Raw genomic sequence first — 21,030 nt, 5'->3', positions numbered from 1 at the left:
TTTCAAGAAATTTATCAATTTTCATTTATTTTCATGAAATATGTTGTATAAATCTTAATTTTTGTGAAAATCTAACGAAATTTTCGCGTTTGTAATAATCCTCCAAAGTCTCTCCCGACTGGGTTACTGTAATCCATTTCGGGAAAATCTTAGATAGTAGGTAAAGCGGAATGAGGGCAGGATACCAAATGAACATGACTTCAAAGATGAACCGGTCGTTGTTGCCTCTTGAAATGTAACGTTGGCGGTATTCTTCTTTGAGAGAAGGGTGGGGAATATAGATATGAAATGGTACACCACCGCGTATAGACATGGCCAGCAACATTCTCATCAGAAAATTCAGCGCTACTAGGACTGTCTTTCCTTGTCTATGAAGAGTGTAGGCCTTATTGACATAGATTGTTTTATAGCGTCTATCCTTCAGTGGACGTTTGGTGGATTTTCGCTCCTCTTTCGTTAAATGACGAACACTGCTATTATCGTACTTAATGTCGGACATTTCTAAGTCCACAACATCTGTATATTTCTTAGCAAGTGTCGTTTTTCCCATACCTGGAAAGGCAAATAAAAACATAGGCTTTCCTCCTTATTCCTCAGTAGAATAGCAGAGCATCCAAAAAGTTTTCTTAAGCCACCCCTATCTTGCCCCTCATTTCTAAAAATAAGATAAGAAAAACCCTCTGAAAGCCTGATTTCAAAGGAGTTTTAGATTATACGCAAAAAGAGCACACACTCGACCTCGCTTAGGGCTGCTGGATTCCTCCCCTGACCCGCTTCACGCACGAATGTTGCTCCGCTTATTATTATAACACAATTTGACCAGAGTGCAAGTGGGGACCTAACAAGATGGATTGTCTGCATGGTCCTCTTGGGCTTTCATGATAAGCTTAGCAGCCTTCTGACTTTCTCTGCGTTGTCTAAAAAAATCTTGCATGATATTGGCACATTCCGCTTCTAAAATACCTGTTTCTACCTTGACACGGTGGTTGAGCCGCTCATCTGTCAGAATGTCATAGAGACTCCCTGCAGCTCCAAACTTTTTGTTGGTTGCTCCATAGATAACCTGCGGAATGCGTGCTAGGCCAATGGCTCCGCTACACATCACACAAGGTTCAATCGTCACAAAAAGGGTCGAATCAAGCAAGCGCCAATTCCCCTCAACATTGTTAGCCTCTTGGATTGCCATAACCTCAGCGTGCATGATTGCCTGATTGAGTTCCTCACGCGCATTATGCCCTCTGCCAATAATCTGGCCATCCTTGACAATCACACAACCAATTGGAATTTCATCCTTTTCTAGCGATTTTCTAGCTTCCTGCAATGCTTGAGTCATAAAATACTCTTTTTCTTCATGTGTATAGTTCATAAATCTATTATAGCACAGCCCTGATAACAGTTCAAAATCACTTCTTTATTCTCTACTATCAAAATTAATCTAACACTACTTCTTCCTTGTCACACATTTCTTTCAAAATGCTGCCCTTCTATCACCTTAAAAATATAAAAATACCTCCTCAGTCGAGAAGGTAGGGGGAGCAATATTGATATTCACAGATATTAATATATCGTTTATTGTCGATATTGTCAAGAAAATTTTTAAAAAAATATCAAAAACAGCCTCGAAAGGCTGTCTCTGATATTTTCTATTACAATTCGCCAACTAATTTCACAACATTTTCTACTGTGAAGCCATAGTTGTCAATAACTGTTTGGGCTGGAGCTGATGCACCAAATGTGTCAATACCGAGAACTTTACCGTCAAGGCCCACATACTTGTACCAACCTTGAGTTGCACCCATTTCAATTGCCAAGCGACGACGGATGGCATTTGGAAGGATTTCTTCCTTGTAGGCAGCGTCTTGTGCATCGAAGAGTTCAGTTGATGGCACAGAAACCACACGAACCTTAGTGCCTGCTGCTTCTAGTTCTTTGGCAGCTTTAACAGCCAAGTTAACCTCTGAACCAGATGCTAGAAGGATAGTATCAAAGCCTTCTGCTTCGTAAACCACATAGGCACCTTTGGCAACCTTGTTAAAGTCGGTTCCTTCCTCAACTGTCAAGTTTTGACGAGTGAGAACAAGGGCTGATGGTGTAGACTTGCTGGTCAATGACAAGTACCAAGCTGCCTGTGTTTCACGCGCATCTGCTGGACGGAAGACATTGAGGTTTGGCATAGCACGAAGTCCTGCCAAGTGCTCAATCGGCTCGTGAGTTGGACCATCTTCACCGACTGCGATTGAGTCATGAGTGAAGACATAAGTCACTGGAAGTCCTTGAAGAGCTGACAAACGAACCGCTGCTTTCACATAGTCTGAGAAGACGAAGAAGGTACCACCATAGACACGAAGTCCACCGTGGGCTGCCATACCGTTCAAGATAGTACCCATAGCAAATTCACGCACACCAAACTGGATATTGCGGTTGAGTGGATTTACTGAATCTTGCAAACCATCTTCCTTGATATAGGTCATGTTTGAGTGAGCCAAGTCAGCTGAACCTCCAAGGAAGGTTGGCAAAACTTTAGCCGCTGCGTTGAGGGCATCTTGTGATGAGTTACGAGTTGCTTGTGAGAAGCCATTTTCGTAAACTGGGAAGTCTTCTGGCTTGATTTCAACTACGTCACGACCTTCCAAGATAGCTGTTACTTCAGCTGCTAATTCTGGATGAGCTACTTTGTAGTCTTCAACTAATTTCACCCAAGCATCGTAGGCTGCTGCACCGCGGTCTGCTACATTAGCTTTGAAGTCCGCATAGACTTCAGCTGGAATTTCAAATGGACCATAGTTCCAATCAAGCGCCTTACGAGTTGCTTCTGTTTCTTCTGCACCAAGTGGAGCACCGTGAACGGCATTTGTACCTTGTTTGTTTGGTGAACCATGACCGATAACAGTCTTGATTTCGATAAGAGATGGCTTACCAGCTGCTTTTGCCTTTTCAATAGCAGCAAAGATGGCATCTACATCTGTACCGTCTGTTACGAGGTCTGTATGCCAGCCATAAGCATTGTAACGGGCACGTACATCTTCTGTGAAGGAGTCTTTTGTTTCGCCATCCAAGTTGATGTCATTTGAGTCGTAGAGAACGATAAGTTTTTCTAATTTTTGAAGACCTGCGTAAGAAGCCGCTTCTGCAGAAACACCTTCCATCAAGTCGCCATCACCACAGATTACGTAAGTATAGTGGTCAAAGATTGGGAAACCATCACGGTTGTACTTAGCTGCAAGGAAACGCTCTGCTTGCGCAAAACCTGTCGCAGTTGAGATACCTTGTCCAAGAGGACCTGTTGTTGCATCTACACCTGCTGTGTGACCAAATTCTGGGTGACCTGGTGTTTTTGAACCCCACTGGCGGAAGTTCTTGATTTCGTCCATGCTCACTTCTTCAAAACCTGAAAGGTGAAGTAATCCATAAAGGAGCATTGACCCATGACCTGCTGATAAGATAAAGCGATCACGGTTCACCCAGTTTGGCTGAGCTGGGTTGATACGAAGTTCTTTAGTAAAAAGGCTGTAGGCCATTGGAGCCGCACCCATGACGACACCTGGGTGACCTGATTTTGATTTTTCGATGGCATCAATACCAAGGAAACGAATCGCATTGACTGAAAGATTTGACATGTTTTTCTCCTTTTTTAAAGTCATGAATTTATTATACCATAAAGCGTTTTCTATGTCTGTTTGAAATGAAGCGAGAAATAAATTGTCCGTAGAAAAGAGGCAGGACTTTCGTCCCGCCCTTGGAGTGAACAGTAGTAATTCGCACATTTCATACTTTATCAGAGTTTATAGTACCTCTCCTCGTCTCTATGGAGCAAGAGAGTTCTCAATCTTATAACAAAGCCTTAAATTGAATATTTGAGTCTTCTAAGAAGCAATCATCAAAGCCACGTGGGTGGTGATATTCAATACGGTCCTTGTCCATCGGATAAGTATACTTGCCGCCAACTTCCCAGATGAATGGATGGAAATCATATTGCAAGCGTTCCTTACGCATTTTCCAGAGCTGCAAGATTTCATCTGTTGACGCCATGAAGTTAGACCAGATGTCATAGTGAACAGGGATGATTACCTTAGCACGCAAGTTTTCTGCCATACGGAGAAGGTCGATTGAGGTCATCTTGTCTTGGATACCGATTGGGTTGTCACCGTAGTTGTTGATAGCAACGTCGATGTTGAAGTCGCGACCGTGTTTTGCAAAGTAGTTTGAGAAGTGGGAGTCTGCACCGTGGTAGATGGTTCCGCCAGGTGTTTCAAAGACATAGTTGACTGCCTTGCGAGCCATGAGTTCATCTGTCACAGGAAGTCCTGCTAATTTACCACCATTTTCGTCATAACCTTCGATGGGAAGTGTCACCAAGCAAGTACGGTCGAAGGATTCTACAGCGTGAACCTTGATGTCTTTGAATTCAAAGCTATCACCTGGTGCGATGCGGATAATACGGTCAGCAGGCACACCCCATTTTTCCCAGATGTCGCCACTTTCAACTGGCCCGACAAATTTGACGTGGTCCAACTTTGGATTGTTGATGATGGCAGCGGCTGTGCTGATGTCCATGTGGTCACTGTGGACGTGCGATACTAGGTAGTAGTCCAATTCATTGATGGCAAATGGGTCGATAACCATTGGCTGAACACGCAAGTTTGGTTGCAATTTGCGCACACCTGCCATGTTAGCCATCTGGTGTCCCCAAACCATATCTTTCACTTTTTTAGTGGATTTTCCACGTGATGACCAGAGGTCCATGACCACGTTCGCACCACCTGGTGTTTTAATCCAGACACCGCAGTTTCCAAGCCACCACATAGCAAAGTTGCCTTCTGGCACTACTTCTTCTTCAATTTCTTCATTGAGCCAAGTTCCCCATTCTGGGAAGGTTGAAAGAATCCAGGATTCTCTTGTAATATCTTGAACTTTAGCCATTTTCCATTCCTCCTATAAGGTACGTTTCTATGCTTCTAGTATATGCTCCAAAGGCAACAAAAAAAAGACCAAATAAAACACAGGCTTGTGTTCACACTTGGACTTTACCCTAATACAGATCTGTTTCAATATCTTGACTGGATAAATTGGTTAATAATTCATTGGTAATCAGTTTTTGTAGCCGTTGTTTGAGTTCTCGAGCGGTCCTTCCGTCTGTGATATATCCCGACAAAAGCTTGTCTAGTTCTACTGCAAAAACTTGTTTTTCATCTGCCAAACTACGATATTTTGCAAAATGAGTCATGTTTAGCACATCATCAAAATCTAAAATGGGGTGAACCTGCACCAAAGGGAAATCCGTTTCCAACCCATCGCTGGTTGTAATCAAGAAATCAACCTCTAGTAAGTCTTCGACACTCTTGAATTGTTCAGTGGTAAAGACGGCGCCAATCTTCTTATCTGGCAAGTGATGCTGACATTGTTTATAAAGTAAGCGTTGGACTGACACCCCTTCATCACAGATTAAATAGACAATCTGTGTCTGTGCCTTGCGCGTCCCACTACGTCGAATAGCACCTCCTAGATGAATCGTCAAATAGGCAATATCTCCATCGGATAACTCAATCTGCCACTCCTCCTCCAAAATCTTTCCAGAAACCCGTGTCATAGCAAACAGGGTGCCGTATTTATCTTGGATTTGTTGGACCATTGGATTTTTAGATAGGATGCCGTAGGTTTTTCTGAACAACAGAGCCTTGCAATGCGCCAAGAGATGTTTGGCTAATTCATCTGGATTTTCCAATTCAAATGGTGAATGTATCTCAAAATGATGAATAAATCGCTCTACCACACGCTTCAAGTCAATGAAATCTTGGCTGAATACATGAACATCGCTATCCTTTCGATAGGATAGAAGTAAAATGGCAATCAGGGAGATTTCTATTTCATCCAATTTCAAATCAAAGGTTTGCAACAAGGCATCTTTCAATTCCTGAGCAACTCGGTACTCTATACGCTCTCGAACTTGTTCAAATTCTTTGAGAATGGCTCGTTCTTCCAAGTCATCCAGCTCCATATTGCGATAGCTAAGGAGCAAGAAAGGCAATACTTTGAGCATAAACTCGATTTCGTAGCGATTGATCTTCTTGCCCAGTTTCTTTTCTAACTGCGATACTTGTCCCTGTAAAAATTGTGCCATTTCTTCGGAGAAGAGCAACTGACACCCTACCAACTCAAACAACTTATCTTCTAGAACCTGCAAAAAACCTTTATTGGCGTCCAAGAAGATGGTATAGAGAAGCGAGTGGACATATTGGATTTTATTTAAAGGGTGACAAACCAGACTATAGCCCTGACTCTTAGATACATAGAGGGTCATCTTGTATTGTTCTTGAGCCAACTGGGTTCGAATTTCATTCAAATCATTTAAGACCGTATTACGAGAGACTTCTGTCAACTCCATTAGCCGTTCAATGGTCACTCTTTCTGGTGTGATACAGATATATACCAACATCAGCTGAATGCGCTCAGGCATGCTCATGACGTAGGTGTACGAATCAATAGAATCGAGAAGATCTCGACAGGCTAGTTTTTGCGCTTCGGTAAGTCGAATACCGATGCGAGGTAAGCTTTCAATACTCTCTACAGTTGTTGGTAAGGCATCATTGATTTTTTCTAGATGGTAATAGATTTTTCGACGTGATTGTTGCAAGCCCTTGGAAATAGCCATGATTGTCTCTGGTTCCTGCAGACCAATCAGGTACCTCAGTAGAGCGCAACTACTCTTATCTAATAACAAGATTCTCCTCCTCTTTCCCCCGTCCCGTTACTATCTTAACATAATTACCTTAGATATTCTAATAATTATTAAAATTCATCTGATTATTACTTGTTTTATATTGCATAAATATCTTTAGTTAGAATTAATAGATGCTTTTAATAATTTCTACTCGGGTAATCAATTCTCCGTGCATGTTATCTATCCGAAGGGCAACATTTTTCAAATATACACAAGCACCAATAGCAATGGTTTTCTCCTCTTCATTGAGTTTTCGTGTCACAAAATCTCTCAAAGTCTCGCTACCTTCACTTGGAATTTTTACTCGTGCGATGATATTAGCCACTTTTACTTTCTGGCTGGCACGCATGATAATATTATTGGAATCATCAAACTGAGTGAAGAGGTATTTTCGCACTGCAAATAGGATGGCGACCGAAATAATTCCAATCAAGTAATCACTACTAGAACCATGCTCTACAATCAGTTGGCGAGCAATGGCAACCAGGAGTACCTCAATCACGGTGCTAGGTGACTGTTTGCAAAGCATTTTGATAAATTCGACTCCGACCGCCAAGGTCATTGCACGACTCAGAAAATTTTGAATAAACGTATCCGCTTGGATATCACCAGCCAATGAGCTGAGTAGGTCTGCAAAAAGAAGCGTTGACAAGGCTAAAAGGGCTAAACCAAGTATGGCAGATAAAATCAATTCTAAATAGTAGGCTGTTTCTGTCAGACTATCCTGTAAAAATTTTCTCATCTTTCTCCTCATCAAAAGGGAAAAAGCAGTTCTCCTTTTTGGGGAGTCTGCTACTTTTCCCTACTGTTTTTTTCACACAAGAACTTAATGTTCGTCACCCTTTTGTCCATAGTAGGCATTAGGACCATGTTTACGGAGGTAATGCTTGTCCATGATATAGCTTGGCGCTGGCTCCACCCGTGGATTGATTTGTTCGGTGTAGCGGTTCATCCGAGCCACTTCCTCAAGGACAACGCTATGGTAAACTGCCTGAGCAGGATCCTTGCCCCAGGTAAATGGTCCATGATTGCGGACAACAATTCCTGGAACAGCGACTGGGTCGATACCACGACGCTCGAATTCCTCGATGATAACTGCACCGGTTTCTTTTTCATAGGCCGAGTTTACTTCCTCAGCCGTCAAGGAACGGGCACATGGTACCGGACCGTAGAAATAGTCCGCATGAGTTGTCCCATAAAATGGAATGTCACGTCCAGCCTGAGCCCAACCAACTGCTTCTGTCGAATGGGTATGTACAACAGCATGGACATTTGGCCAAGCCTTGTAGAGGGCAACATGGGTCGCCAAATCAGACGAAGGATTCAGATCTCCTTCCACTACATTTCCGTCCAAGTCGGTCACCACCATGTTTTCTGGGGACAATTTTTCATAGTCCACACCAGAGGGCTTGATGACGATGCGACCAAGTTCTCGGCAGACTTCTGATACGTTGCCCCAGGTAAACTTGACAAGCCCATGAGCAGGCAGGGCGACATTAGCTTCATAGACCCGTTGACGCATTTCCTGTAAATCTTTTGGCATTAGTTCAACCCCGCTTTCTCAATCAATGGATAGAGGAAATCTTGTGCTTCCTTGATAGCAGCACGTGTTTCCTCAACCGTTTCGCAATTTTCTGACCACATCTCAATCAAGAATGGACCTTGGTAATTGGTCTTTTTCAATACTGCAAACATATGCTCCCAGTCCACACAGCCCTGACCGAATGGGACATCACGGAATTGACCTTTGGAGTTCTCGGTTACCGCATAGGTATCTTTGAGGTGAAGAGCTGCGATGGAACGGTGTCCCAGATAAAATTCGCTGTAAATGTCATTGTGCCAAGCAGACACGTTTCCAGTATCTGGATAGACAAAGAGATAAGGCGAGTCGATTTCTTTCTCAACAGCTAGGTATTTTTCAATGGAGTTGATAAATGGATCATCCATAATCTCAATAGCCAACATGACCTGAGCCTGCTCAGCCCAGTCACAAGCCTTACGAAGATTCTTGATGAAACGCTCTCTGGTTTCAGGTGATTTTTCCTCATAGTAGACGTCATAGCCAGCCAACTGGATGACACGGACACCAAGGTCCTGAGCCAGTTGGATACACTGTTTCATGGTTTCTAAGGACTTGGCTTCAAGAACAGGATCATTGGAGCCAAGCGGGTAGCGACGGTGACCAGAGAAGCAAATAGTCGGAATGCGGACACCTGTTTCATAGATGGCTTTGACCAGCTCTAAACGCTCTTCCTTGGTCCACTCCAAACGAGCCAAACGTGCATCGCTCTCATCCACCGACATTTCCACAAAGTCGAAACCTAATTCTTTGGCAAACTCCAAGCGTTCCTTCCATGTGAAGTGTTTGGGCGTTGCCTTTTCATATATTCCGATTGGTCGTGCCATAGGCCTTACCCCCAGATACGACGGATTTCGTCTTTAAATTCACGCGCCGCAGCTGCTGGATCCGCCGCTTCTGTAATACCGCGACCTGCGATAAAGGTGAAGACATCTACTCCCTCAAAGAGTTTAAGGGTATCAACGTCCAAACCACCAGTTACAGAAACACGGAAGCCCATGTCAACCAATTTTTTCACTTTATTGAGGTCTTTTTCGCCCCAAGTTTCGCCAGCAAGGAGGGCGTCGCGTGATTGGTGGTAAATCGCTTGGGAAATGCCAGCATCCAACCAGAGTTGAGCCTGTTCATAAGTCCAGTCACCATAGAGTTCGATTTGGATTTCACCCTTGTCACCACGCACTTCCTTGATGGCCTTCAAAGCAGCTTCCATAGTTGGAATAGTTGCAGAACAGATACAAGTCATCCAGTCCGCACCACGAACGGCATTGTTTTTAGCAACCGTACCACCCGCATCCGCACACTTGGTATCTGCAACGATAATTTTGTCTGGGAAGAGGCTACGAAGCACTTCTACCAATTCGCTACCAACTTGAAGCAAACAAACGGTACCTGCCTCGATAACATCCACTTCATGACCAACGGAGACAACTGCTTTAATCGCTCCCTGCAAGTCTGAATGGTCAAGGGCAACTTGTAAATTTGGAATATGTTTCATGTTTTTTCTCCTAACTTTCTAAATCTAAACCTTCTAGGTAAGGACTGTTTTTGGACTCTTCCACCATTGCCAAGACTTCCTCAGGAGTTTGACAAGCAATCAAACGCTCAATGGAATTTTCCAATTCAAAGAGGGCAATAATTTGTGGAATAGCTACAGATGTATGAATCTTTGGATCGGTAGCTGCAAGAGTGAGCAGAACAGACACTTCTTTCCCATCTGAGAAGACGACTGGTTTTGTCAAGGTAATCAAAGCAAAGGAATCCTTCAAGACGCCAACACCTGCTTGGGCGTGAGGCATAGCCATACCAGGCATGAGCACATAGTAGGGACCATATTCTTCTGTCGAGGCAATGATGGCATCATAGTATTCTTCTGTCGCAGCACCGCTGTCAATCAGCGGTTCAACAGCCTTGTGAACAGCCTCCTGCCAGGTTTCCGCTGTCAATCCCAAGCGAATGGAATTATTTTCTGTAAATGATTTTTGTAAATTCATAGTTTTTCCCTTCTACACGCTATATGAAAGGGGGAGGGAAACTCCCTACCCCTAACGGCTATTTATAGCACTGCTTGTAATTTTGTTTTGATTTCGTTGTCGTCCATGAGGTTGTCAAGACCAACCAAGTGACCTTTCGTGCGACCTTCCAACTCAGAAATCAAGTGGTTAGAGGCTACGACAATATCATATCCTGCCGCCAAACCTTTTGCTTCACCAACTGAGCAGGAAGCTGATTGAAAATCTGTTACGCCGAGTTGACGAAGGGCATTTTCTACCTTCATCTTGATGACCATAGATGAGCCCATGCCATTTCCGCAGGCTGTTAAAACTTTAACCATAATTTCACTCCTATTTTATTTTTAATACATTATGTTCTGATTTTACAGACCAAGGATACTATTCTGCTTGTGCCTCGCCACGATAGTATGCTTCCTTATCTTTTGCTTTCGCAAATTGAAGTTGCGGAATAGCCAATAAGAAGAGGCAGACAAGAACATAACCAGCAATACCGAGGTACTTAAATGCAAGTCCAAATGGTAACCATGGCACTTCAAAGTCAATGTTTCCGTGGTAACCACCACTTAATTCAAGCAAGCCAACGCAGACTGCACCAAGAGCAACTTGAAGGACACCTGAGATGAAGGAAAGGATAGCTGCGGCTTTCCAACCACCACGTTTGTCAGCGTACACTGCGATTGCTGCGTTATCAAAGAATACAGGTACGAAACCAGTGATGATGAGGATTGGACTCTTGAAGACAATCAAGAGAACGATTGTAATCAACTGACCGATTAAACCGAAAGCAAAACCTGAAAGAACTGCGTTAGAGGAACCGAAGCCGTAAGAAGCTGCAACGTCCACCGCTGGGAATGAACCTGGAAGCAATTTGCTTGAGATACCTTGGAAGGCATTTGTCAATTCTGCTACGAACATGCGGACACCTTGCATCAAAATGAAAAGATATACTGAGAAGGTGAAGGCTGTTTGAATCACATACATAAAGAAGGCTTGTTTAGCTGGGTTGTATGGAGCACCTGAAGTGATAACTTCTGGATTTGCCATGATTTCTGGACCCAAGATGAACAAAATCAAACCGAAGAACACAAGCATCAAGGTTGCTGAAGCAACAACTGTATCGTGGAAGATGTTGAGGAAGCTAGGTAGCTTCAAGTTGTCCAAGTTTTCTTCTTTTTTACCAAGTTTTGGTGCGATCTTATCGACAAACCAGATAGCGAATTGTTGTTGGTGACCGATAGCAAATCCACCGCCGCCTGTTAATCGTTGCGTTGCTTCAACTGTCATGTTTGAGCTGACTGCCCAGTAAATACCACAGATGATACCGATCGCTGCTGTACCGAATTGGTTACGAAGAGCTGGGATGAGGAAGAGTACCATCAATGAGACTGTTGCTGCTTGTTGTACCATGATGTGTCCAGTGATGAACAGAGTACGTACTTTGGTAACCTTACGTAGTGCCACCAAGAGGATGTTGACACCGAAACCAATCAAGAGTGCTGTGGTAGCTGCTGATACGAAATCAGGGAACTCCTCAGCAATTTTCCCATTTGCTGCTGCAAGACCGAAGTAAGGGTCAATAACTGCCGCATCAATTTGGAACTTATAGTTCAAAGCCGCCAAAATCGGACGGAAGGTTGTTACCAAACCACCGGCTGCTACGTTCAAAATCATATAGCCGACTGTCGCTTTGATAAACCCTGCAAAAACATCATGAGGTTTTTTCTTTAGAAGGGCATAGCCCACCAAGACTAAAAGACCTACGAAGAAGGCTGGATTCTGCAGGATATTCTGTGAGAACCAGTTTAATGGGGTTTGAAGGAAATCCATTTTTCATTCTCCTTTTTTGAAATGATTTTTATGGTTTTATTATAAGTTATGTAAGCGGAAACAAAAAGACCAAATAAAGCACAGGCTTGTGTTCACTATTGGACTATTTCCGAACTTTAATGGCTGATTTAATCAGAATTCCTCCCTATCGTTCACCAGCTCATTTCTTCTAATTAATCAATAAATAGACGTTATTTTACCTAAAAAATTAGAAGAACCCCAAAAAACATAAAAGAAGAGGTTGGTTTAAAACCAACCTCTTCTAGAGGGAAGTGATACTCTCAATCCTTGTATTTATAAAAGATTCACAAGGTTTTGAGTAGTGCTCCACTGGAGAGCCAAATATTATTATTCTTCCGATTTTTTATTTCTTCCTTGCGCAGCAACTGTCAATCCAAGTCCAGCAAGTCCGAGACCTAGAAGTGCCAAATCGCTTTGTCGGTCACCCGTAATCGGCAGACTCACCTTGCTTGCAGCACTTGTCGCTTGTCCAGATGCTTGAGCAGTAGTAGAAAGACTCGGTTTTTCAGCCTCTTTCTTAGCCTCCATACTGCCTTTCACAACAATACGTGTTTCGCTATCAACAACTGTTTCTGATAACAAATTAGTAGCAACTACCTTACCATCAATCAAGACATCCTGATAAACCAGAACTTTCTTACCAGTTTTGCCTTCTTGAAGGACATAAGATTGATCGGTAGAGAGACTTGCATCATAGCGAATTTCCTCTACGATAGGAAGAATTTTTTCTTCTGTACGTTCCTTGGTAGTAAAGTCTAGACTTGGTTTTTCTTCAGCAGTAGGCGCTGTATCTGGAACTGCCGTAGTGATGTAAGGCAAGCGAATCACCGTTGCAGTCAATGGCGCAAGTACAACTGCATCATCTGTCAATGTCACACCTACCAAATCAGTCAGCTCTGCTATTCCAGCCCGCTTACCATCGACCAGCACTTGACCCTTCAGCAATTCTTTGTAACTATCAGAAAGAACAAAACTGCGCTCCTTACTGTCTGCGTTAACAAAGACAGCATAGCGGTCCCCATTGCTTGCAATGGTTTGATAGGCAATGACCACATCATTTTTTGCAATACCATTTTGACCTGGAATTGAAATCAAGCTAACCTTCTGTTCAACTTCTTCTTTTGTTCCCAAACGGAAGGCATCTGTTGATTTGCGCAAGGCAATCAATCCTTTTGTAAAGGCCTGAGTACGGGTATTCTCTGGATAGAGCGCCTCATCTGTCGCTTTGGTCCAGTCAAACTTGTTGACCGCATCAGATGAATCGTAAGAGTCATGAATGTAGTATGGGTAATCAAATGGTGTACCATCAGCATTTGTCAACAAATGCGCCTTGTTTGGTACCTTGTCCTCTGTAACTGGGTTCTTGTAATCAGGATGGCGGAACTGTTTGGTCCGTCCATACTCCTGACCAGAATGAATAAACGGTGTCCCTTGAGCAGTCAAGACTAGCAAATTACCCAAGCGTTGACGTTGGTGAATTTCAGTATAGTTTTCAGCAACTGACGGATCCTTCTTGATGGACTGAGCGATAATATCAAAGAGGGTCAAGTTATCATGCGCAGCAATATACTGGATCACATCGCCTGGATCATCTGCCAAGAAGTTGCCTGGTTGTGCCTTGATGTTATTAAAGACAGATTCTACACTCTTAGCACCACCTGTGATAAAGGCTGGCTGACCTTCGTTTGGATAACCAGATTTAAGTGTATTACGAATGTCATCTGAGAATACCGCAACCGTATCTGTTGAACTCATCCAGTCTTGGTCCGCTGGCTGAACAGGCTGATTGGCATCACCTGTAAAGGTTCTCCATCCTTCACCAAGCATAATAATGTTTGGATTGAGTTTTTGAGCCTCAGTAAAGGCCAGCTCAATTGCTTCGGCATCATGATCCCCCATCATATCGAAACGGAAACCATCTACCTTAAACTCATCCACAAGATACTTGATGGAATCAACTAAGACACGACGGCTCATGTAGTGAGTGGTTCCCAGACGACCACCACCAAAGCTTGATTTAGCCGTACCATCTGCCTCCATGAAGTGATAATAGTTTGGCTCTAAATCTTCAAACAAGAAGGTCTTAGAAGTGTGGTTATAGACCACATCCAAAATCACACCCATGCCTTGTTTGTGGATTTCATTGACTAGGTTTTTGAATTCCTCGATGCGTTTCATTGGATCGGTCGGATCTGTAGAATACATACCTGTAAAGGCAAAGTAGCTCTGTGGATCATAACCCCAGTTATAGTTACTGTTGCTTGATGCATACTCACTGAGACGCTCTGCATTTTTCAATTCATTGACAAAATAGTAGCTCATAACTGGGAGCAGTTGAATATGGGTCACACCCAGTTCTTTAAGGTAGCTGAGACGCTCTGCAAAGGCCGCAAAGGTACCGAACTGAGCTGTCAATTCATCAGAAATAGCAGGGTCTGATGTGAAGTCACGAACATGTGCTTCATAGATAATCGCATCTTCACGCTGATTGAAGTTAGGAATTGTGGCATAGTCCAAACCACTTGGACCAACTTCTGATGGATCCACAATCGCAGCTTTTGCAATCCGATAAGATGGATCTGTATCTGCCAAATCACTATTCCACTCCGCTAAAGACTTAGCATATGGATCTAAAACAAGAACAGATTGATCCCCACGAGTGATTTCATAATGGTAGTAGTAACCACGATAGTCCGCGATACCAAGACCTGATTGACCATTCAATTCAAGGTCCCATTGTCCCTTATCGCCCTTGGTCATGGCCAATTTACCGACCACCTTAGACTGGTCATCCTTATCATAAAGAACAATTGCTACACTGTCTGCGCTTGGAGACCAGAGAGTCATATCAACGACACTACCAGCCTGACGCACACGCGCACCAAGCTCCCCATCATAAGCATAGAGCTCATCCTTCAATTGCCAGCTCATAGTTGTTGTGAAGCTATCATTGCCATATTTGAGGGTATAGCCCGCATTTTCTTGGTTGAAATCCCCGAGGACCCGCACCTTGTTGCTAGTAAGATCCAAGACAAGGTCCGTCACAGCAACTGTCTGACCATTTTTATCTGTTACAGACAATTTCTCCAAGATGCTATCCTTATCAGCACCTTCCAGCGTTGTAAAGGCTGCTTCTAGAGCTGTTAGGCTAACATGAGAAACACCTGTTACACGGACATTATTGACAAAATAAGGGTTGGTGTAAATAGTCGCATCATCATCCTTGAGGAAGATTTGTGTCTGATTTTTCAAATCTTTAAAGCTATAATCTTTCTGCTGAATCTTCACATCATCTCCTGACTTGCTTTCATCCAATAGCAGGAAGCCAATGGAACTTGGTAAATCTGTCAATTTAACATCGATATAGGCACCGTACTTGCCTTGGTTTTCAAAATCAATACCATTTGGCCAGTCACCCAAGGTAACATCAGTCACATCACCCCAAATCCAGAGACCTTTTTGGTCATAATTGCCATCGGTACGGAAGTAATTGATACGGATGTAGCCTTCTTTAAGCGGTTGATAGAGGCTGAGTTGGTAGTTTTCATCAAACCAAGCTTCATTCATCTTGGTGCTAATCCGTTCAATGGCCTTGTCACCTGTGATGTTCTCACCAGAAGTGTTATTAATCAACAGACTAATCTTGCTGGCTGTTTCATCTTTCATCTTGATGTCCAGATAATAGCCATAGTCATCCTGTTTAGCCGTGCTGAAATTGGTTGCACCTGTTGGCCAAGCACCAACATCTGACGATGGTTTTTCGACATCATCCCATGTCCATAAACCTAAGCTAGATAGATTATCAGATGGTAGAGTTTTAAAGTGAACACGGAAGTAGCCTGCTTCAATTGGCTCTTCAGTCGCTCCTTGCACACTTGCATTGACGATGTCACCTGCTTGAGTCTGAAGGAGCATGGTGCCACCTTGACCGATTGTTGGAAGTTCGACTTGAACAACCCATTTACCGTCTTTCTCGATAGCTTGATACGTTTTTCCTGTGTAGGCATCTGTGACAACCACATCTTTACCAGATACTTCAATCGCCATTTCCTTGCTCTCGGTATTGGTTGAGAAGACAAGATAGGCAGCTTGATCTTGGTAACTGCGTTTGCTGATAAGCCAACCTTGGCTATCATTTCCAGCAAGTGTGCTTGTAGCACCACGTGAGAGCAATGTTGAATTGGCATTGCGGAAAGCCAACAATTTCTGATAGTGGTCTGTGATGTCGCTAGTCTCTACCTTGCTCCAATCGAAATCGTACCGGTTGTCATAAACTGGCCAGTTGTTTTGTCCTGATTGACCTAATTCTTCACCGTAGTAGATGACTGGCTGTCCTTTAGCAGTAATCAAGAGACTAGCAACCAATTTCAGTTTATCCAGATTTCCTTCTTTTTCTGCGCCACCAAGACTGTAGAGGAAACCATCTTCGTCATGACTGCCCAAGAATTGACCCAGAGAAGCTGCACTAGTCAGAACCTTGCTACGTTCTTCCAGCTCTTTTCCAGCTGCTTTCAGTTGACCATTGACCAGATATTTAGCAATATCCTTGAAACCAAAATCCAACAAGCTGTCCATAGTACCGATTCCCAAGTCACCCTTGGTATCTTTATAGTTAGCTCCCCAAGTTTCCCCAATCAAGTGGAAGTCAGGGTCTCTATCCACCAATTCATTTTTGAAATGCTGCCAGGTTGTATCATCAACGTGTTTGACTGTATCGACACGGAAAGCATAGATAGAGTTGCCCTTGGCAGTTGTTGAGCGTTCCAACCAAGATGCCTGCCAAGCAACCAACTGATTGCGAACGGTAGCTTCTTCTGTCTTGAAGTCAGGCAGTCCTGAAAGCGAACCGAGCTGATCATCTCCCTGCTTATCTTCTTCCTTAGTCCGTACCATACCTGCAAAGGTTCCTTCTGTACCATAGCCAGCATGGTTAAGCACCACGTCAACAATAATGTTGATGCCTTTTTCCGCCGCGGCATCAATTAATTCATGAAAATCAGCTAAACTTCCCAAATGCGGATTTAGTTTCTCAAAATTGGAGGCCCAATAACCATGGTAAGCATAGTACTCTCCATCTGTTACGCTACCGACATTCTGTGGAATATTTTCCACAATCGGAGTCAACCAGATAGAGTCCACACCCAATTCTTTCAAGTAGTCCAGCTTGGCTGTCACTCCTTTGAAGTCCCCGCCTTGGTAAAGACCGCGTGGGTTGGAGGCCGTTCCTTCTACCAGCTTGTCATTGCTGGTGTCTCCATTGTAGAAACGGTCTGTCATCATGAAGTAGATGACTTGCTCGTCCCAGTCTTTTTCACCATCTTCCTTGATACGCTCTGTAATGGTCACATCCAGGCTGGTCTCGTAGTAACCGTTGTCCTTGTCATAGACCTTTACAGGAAGACTATATGTCCCTGGCGCTGTGCTAGACGTCGCTTTAATGGTCACACGATTGAGCTCAGTAGAGATTGGCACAAGACCTCCACCGATGGCACTTGTATCGACTTCCATTTTAACTATTTCAGCATTTTCAGGGTTAGTGACAGTTACAGATACCAAGCCGCTTTCATTGTAGTTGAATGGTGCTTTGCTACTAGCCTCAACAGTCACATTTTTTGTACCCGGAGTCGCTTTACTTGTATCGAGTTCTACTTTCTCTTCGATAAAATATGGATTGGTATAGATTTTGTCGTCGTCATTGCGAAGGAAAATTTGGCTATGCCGTTTACGATCTGCAAAGGCTAAATCAATGGTTTTATTGCCTGCCAAATCTGGATTATTCTGATTGATTAGCAGAAATCCAAGCTTAGAATCTAAACCGTTCGAGAGGGGAATGTCAACATAAGCTCCGTATTTGCCAAGTTTAAAATCAACGGCACCTGTTGGCCAGCCATCACTCGCTTCAGTCGTATCGCCCCAAGTCCATACGCCCCAACCTTCATAATTGTTGTCTTCACGTGTGTAATTGATGCGGAGAACATTTTCATCTTTGAGCGGCTCATAGCTAGACACGCTGTAGTCACTAGCGATCCAGGCTTCATTCTGTTCTGGAACAAGAAGCTCCACTTTTTGGTCCGATTCTGTTATTTTTTCCCCATTCTTGAGAACCAGATAACCAATCGTTCCTGGTGTCTCAGATTTTTTAATATCAACGTAATGACCGTAGTCATCCACTTGGCTACTTGAGAAATTCGCTGTATCCGTTGGCCATTGATTACCATCGGACGGCTCTGCCACTCCTCCCCAAGTCCACAGTCCTTGACTTTCTGGTGCTGTTTCATCTACATTTTCAAAGTGCAGACGAATGCTGCCTTCTTCGATAGGAGCTTCCTCTGAAGCAGTTGCATCGGCTGTTTCTCTTACCGCTGTCGCTTCAGCTACCATAGAATCTGTAGTTTCTATCACAGTTGTGGTCGCTTCTACCGCGCCGCCATCCTGTTCCGAAAGAGTCGCTGAACTAGTTGACGCAGGGAGGACGACTTCCTCTGCCTGCACTAGTTGACCTGCTCCACTTAAAAACAGAGCAGCCGCAATCCCAACAGAGGCTACACCTACATTTAGTTTACGAATGCCAAAAATCTGTTTCTTCTCTAGCATCCCTGTTCGTTTCATATTCTGAACGGATTTCTTTTTCATAGACTCCTCCATATAAATAAGTTTGAATTGTACACTACCAGTATATACAATTCCAAGGAGTCTTTGCAAACGTTTTCTTAAATGTTAACGGTAACAAGTTTTGGTCTACTATCTAACTAAAATAGAATAAATAGCTCCCTCCTCTTGTACTCCTAGACGGCCTACTGACCAAAAAAAGAGACTACTGAGGTGTAGTCTCCCTTTCAATTAAGGTTGCCTGGCAGTAATGCCCCTGTCTAGCCAGAGGCTTGCCATCTAATATCGTCATTAAATGTTTGACGCTAAGAGCCCCCATTTGACGAATCGGCTGCTTCATCGTCGTCAAGGCTGGTCTGGACATCCGATCTAAAAAGAAGCCGTCAAAACCAATTACCCCAACGTCATTCGGAATAGACTTTCCTAGAGCTTGTAAACCTCTTGTAACCCCAAGAGCGAGACGATCCGATGCGCAGATAAAGCAGGTATTTTCTGGTAAATAATCAAGATTTTTCACAAATTCTTCCGCAACACGAGAACGATTTTCCAATCGATAGAGATGAGTTTCTCGGCCCTGCATCGCATCTTTGTAGCCTTCTTCTCTCCCTTTTTCAAAGGCTTCTGGCAAGTCAATCCCTACAAAAACAATCCTCTCATAACCTTTTGATAAAGCAAACTGGGTTGCGGACCTAGTCGCCAAACGATTGTCTGAATCTACAAAAGGAAGGCCTTCTTGATTCTCCCCGAATAAAATCAATGGCTTCCGCAGACCTTTCAGCCAGGGGTAGTCATCCTTTCGAGCGCCAGTCACAATGTAACCATCACATTGATCAGTGATCTGACTTGGATTGGTCACCAACTGCAAGGTATAATTTCGATGATTGAGCTCATCAGCAATTCCTGCAAGAAGGTCGATATAGTACGGCTCTACCACATCCATCTTTTCGAGAATGACAGCCTGAACAATCAATGTCCGTTGCTGAGCCAAGGCCTTGGCCGCCACATTTGGCTTATAGTTTAATTCTTCCATCGCAGCTGTTACGAGCGTCCGCAGCTCTTGTGTAACTTGTTCTGGATGGTTGATGACACGCGAAACAGTCATCTTTGATACATTGGCTAACCTAGCCACATCGGCTAATGTCGTCATAGAACTCCTCCCTAATTCTATTTCTGCTGCTTATCTTTTAGCAAGCAAACAGTCAAAATCGTGCAAACGTTTTCTTTAGGTTATTATATACTATTTATTACTAAAAAGTAAAGACCTTTCGAATACATTTATCGTCATTTAGTTTTCCTCCTACTACTTCCTTAGCCCACCTTGCCTAACTTCATCTATGCCTGCGGCTCATCGCCTCGTGCTAAAAGTACTATATAAAAATATCCATTCCCTCTAAACAAAAAATACTCCAACCGCTAGACCAATCAATGTCTAACAATTGAAGTAGCTTTGTTAAATTCTGTCCATTTTCTGTACGATTGTGGAAATGAATAAGATAAATTAATTTGCTTAGCTTACTCAACATCTACCTTTTGAATGCGAGCTAAGAATTGCTTAGTACGTTCTTCTTTTGGCTGGTCAAAAATGTCTTCTGGTCGACCTTCTTCGATAATCCGACCACCATCCATAAATATGACTCGATCAGCTACCGCACGCGCAAAGCCCATCTCGTGCGTCACAACCACCATGGTCATACCTTCTTTTGCCAACTGCATCATGACAGCCAGGACTTCACCAATTAACTCAGGATCCAAGGCCGAGGTTGGTTCATCAAAATAGATGACCTCGGGATTGGTCGCAATGGCTCTGGCAATGCCGACCCGTTGCTGCTGACCTCCGGACAGCTGACTTGGATAGAAATCATATTTATCAGATAATCCCACCTTGTCCAAGGCTGCCTTACCGATTCTTTCAGCCTCTTGTTTGGGTACTTTCCGAGCCACAATCAGACCTTCCGTCACATTTTGTAAGGCAGTTTTATTGGCAAAGAGATTGTAGTTTTGAAAAACGAAGGCTGTGCGCTTGCGAATGCCTGCAATTTCCTTCTTGGTCATCTGAGCCAAGTCATAGCTGTCCTCACCGAAGACTAAGTGACCCGCGTCAGCTTTTTCCAAAAAGTTTAAAGAACGAAGAAGAGTCGTTTTTCCTGATCCAGATGGACCTAAAATGACGACCACCTCACCTGGATTGACCTCTACATCAATGCCTTTTAACACCTGCTGACCACCGAAGGCCAGCCTTACTCCATTTGCTTGAATCATCTGAA

Annotated in this window: 15 protein-coding genes and 1 other RNA gene; all 16 read right to left on the bottom strand. The window is 43.5% G+C overall.

Annotated features, from left to right (window positions below; genetic code table 11):
- Window positions 1-31: 31 nt before the first annotated feature.
- The gene (locus K5Q34_RS03445) at window positions 32-574 is read right to left on the bottom strand and encodes a hypothetical protein (RefSeq protein WP_105126018.1); all 543 of its coding nucleotides are present in this window, start codon (window positions 572-574) and stop codon (window positions 32-34) included.
- Between the two features lie 133 nt (window positions 575-707).
- Window positions 708-803: signal recognition particle sRNA small type (gene ffs / locus K5Q34_RS03440), an RNA gene on the bottom strand.
- Between the two features lie 35 nt (window positions 804-838).
- On the bottom strand, window positions 839-1,366 hold the full coding sequence (gene tadA, locus K5Q34_RS03435; RefSeq protein WP_029170954.1) for a tRNA adenosine(34) deaminase TadA: 528 nt from the start codon (window positions 1,364-1,366) through the stop codon (window positions 839-841).
- Between the two features lie 280 nt (window positions 1,367-1,646).
- Window positions 1,647-3,617 carry a transketolase gene (gene tkt, locus K5Q34_RS03430; RefSeq protein ID WP_172114915.1) on the bottom strand — a complete coding sequence of 657 codons (1,971 nt, stop codon included), beginning with the start codon at window positions 3,615-3,617 and terminating at the stop codon, window positions 1,647-1,649.
- 211 nt (window positions 3,618-3,828) lie between these two features.
- A complete protein-coding gene (gene ulaG, locus K5Q34_RS03425; protein ID WP_002938500.1) occupies window positions 3,829-4,920 on the bottom strand; it encodes an L-ascorbate 6-phosphate lactonase in 1,092 nt (363 codons plus the stop codon).
- A 109-nt stretch (window positions 4,921-5,029) separates the two neighbouring features.
- Window positions 5,030-6,718 (bottom strand): transcription antiterminator, encoded by a 1,689-nt coding sequence (locus K5Q34_RS03420; RefSeq protein ID WP_172114914.1) that lies wholly within the window; start codon window positions 6,716-6,718, stop codon window positions 5,030-5,032.
- A gap of 124 nt (window positions 6,719-6,842) precedes the next feature.
- The gene (locus K5Q34_RS03415; protein WP_012775380.1) at window positions 6,843-7,460 is read right to left on the bottom strand and encodes a hypothetical protein; all 618 of its coding nucleotides are present in this window, start codon (window positions 7,458-7,460) and stop codon (window positions 6,843-6,845) included.
- 84 nt (window positions 7,461-7,544) lie between these two features.
- Window positions 7,545-8,261: an L-ribulose-5-phosphate 4-epimerase gene (locus K5Q34_RS03410; RefSeq protein ID WP_024381206.1), complete on the bottom strand. Its 717-nt coding sequence runs from the start codon at window positions 8,259-8,261 to the stop codon at window positions 7,545-7,547.
- Window positions 8,261-9,124: an L-ribulose-5-phosphate 3-epimerase gene (locus K5Q34_RS03405; protein WP_221864522.1), complete on the bottom strand. Its 864-nt coding sequence runs from the start codon at window positions 9,122-9,124 to the stop codon at window positions 8,261-8,263. Before K5Q34_RS03405 ends, K5Q34_RS03410 begins: the two co-directional genes overlap by 1 nt.
- Before the next feature lie 5 nt (window positions 9,125-9,129).
- Complete coding sequence (locus K5Q34_RS03400; protein ID WP_221864521.1) at window positions 9,130-9,792, bottom strand: 3-keto-L-gulonate-6-phosphate decarboxylase UlaD; 663 nt, start codon at window positions 9,790-9,792, stop codon at window positions 9,130-9,132.
- Between the two features lie 10 nt (window positions 9,793-9,802).
- Window positions 9,803-10,288, bottom strand: coding sequence for a PTS sugar transporter subunit IIA (locus K5Q34_RS03395; RefSeq protein ID WP_014736516.1), 486 nt, complete (start codon window positions 10,286-10,288; stop codon window positions 9,803-9,805).
- Between the two features lie 62 nt (window positions 10,289-10,350).
- Window positions 10,351-10,629 (bottom strand): PTS sugar transporter subunit IIB, encoded by a 279-nt coding sequence (locus tag K5Q34_RS03390; RefSeq protein ID WP_009910950.1) that lies wholly within the window; start codon window positions 10,627-10,629, stop codon window positions 10,351-10,353.
- Between the two features lie 58 nt (window positions 10,630-10,687).
- Window positions 10,688-12,136 (bottom strand): PTS ascorbate transporter subunit IIC, encoded by a 1,449-nt coding sequence (locus K5Q34_RS03385; protein WP_221864520.1) that lies wholly within the window; start codon window positions 12,134-12,136, stop codon window positions 10,688-10,690.
- A gap of 348 nt (window positions 12,137-12,484) precedes the next feature.
- The gene (locus tag K5Q34_RS03380; RefSeq protein ID WP_221864519.1) at window positions 12,485-18,790 is read right to left on the bottom strand and encodes a pullulanase; all 6,306 of its coding nucleotides are present in this window, start codon (window positions 18,788-18,790) and stop codon (window positions 12,485-12,487) included.
- A gap of 181 nt (window positions 18,791-18,971) precedes the next feature.
- A complete protein-coding gene (locus tag K5Q34_RS03375) occupies window positions 18,972-19,913 on the bottom strand; it encodes a LacI family DNA-binding transcriptional regulator (protein WP_002939863.1) in 942 nt (313 codons plus the stop codon).
- A 365-nt stretch (window positions 19,914-20,278) separates the two neighbouring features.
- Complete coding sequence (locus K5Q34_RS03370; protein WP_105136550.1) at window positions 20,279-21,025, bottom strand: amino acid ABC transporter ATP-binding protein; 747 nt, start codon at window positions 21,023-21,025, stop codon at window positions 20,279-20,281.
- Window positions 21,026-21,030: the final 5 nt, after the last annotated feature.

Origin of the sequence: Streptococcus sp. 2018110 (genome assembly GCF_019754115.1) — a bacterium.
GTDB classification, from domain to species: domain Bacteria; phylum Bacillota; class Bacilli; order Lactobacillales; family Streptococcaceae; genus Streptococcus; species Streptococcus hashimotonensis.
Note: the sequence above shows the minus strand (reverse complement) of the source record. Positions and strands in the feature narration are given on the sequence as shown.

Coding starts and splice junctions, on each gene's coding strand:
- K5Q34_RS03445 (WP_105126018.1), bottom strand. CDS start 574: ATGTTTTTATTTGCCTTTCCAGGTATGGGAAAAACGACACTTGCTAAG.
- tadA (WP_029170954.1), bottom strand. CDS start 1,366: ATGAACTATACACATGAAGAAAAAGAGTATTTTATGACTCAAGCATTG.
- tkt (WP_172114915.1), bottom strand. CDS start 3,617: ATGTCAAATCTTTCAGTCAATGCGATTCGTTTCCTTGGTATTGATGCC.
- ulaG (WP_002938500.1), bottom strand. CDS start 4,920: ATGGCTAAAGTTCAAGATATTACAAGAGAATCCTGGATTCTTTCAACC.
- K5Q34_RS03415 (WP_012775380.1), bottom strand. CDS start 7,460: ATGAGAAAATTTTTACAGGATAGTCTGACAGAAACAGCCTACTATTTA.
- K5Q34_RS03410 (WP_024381206.1), bottom strand. CDS start 8,261: ATGCCAAAAGATTTACAGGAAATGCGTCAACGGGTCTATGAAGCTAAT.
- K5Q34_RS03405 (WP_221864522.1), bottom strand. CDS start 9,124: ATGGCACGACCAATCGGAATATATGAAAAGGCAACGCCCAAACACTTC.
- K5Q34_RS03400 (WP_221864521.1), bottom strand. CDS start 9,792: ATGAAACATATTCCAAATTTACAAGTTGCCCTTGACCATTCAGACTTG.
- K5Q34_RS03395 (WP_014736516.1), bottom strand. CDS start 10,288: ATGAATTTACAAAAATCATTTACAGAAAATAATTCCATTCGCTTGGGA.
- K5Q34_RS03390 (WP_009910950.1), bottom strand. CDS start 10,629: ATGGTTAAAGTTTTAACAGCCTGCGGAAATGGCATGGGCTCATCTATG.
- K5Q34_RS03385 (WP_221864520.1), bottom strand. CDS start 12,136: ATGGATTTCCTTCAAACCCCATTAAACTGGTTCTCACAGAATATCCTG.
- K5Q34_RS03380 (WP_221864519.1), bottom strand. CDS start 18,790: ATGAAAAAGAAATCCGTTCAGAATATGAAACGAACAGGGATGCTAGAG.
- K5Q34_RS03375 (WP_002939863.1), bottom strand. CDS start 19,913: ATGACGACATTAGCCGATGTGGCTAGGTTAGCCAATGTATCAAAGATG.
- K5Q34_RS03370 (WP_105136550.1), bottom strand. CDS start 21,025: ATGATTCAAGCAAATGGAGTAAGGCTGGCCTTCGGTGGTCAGCAGGTG.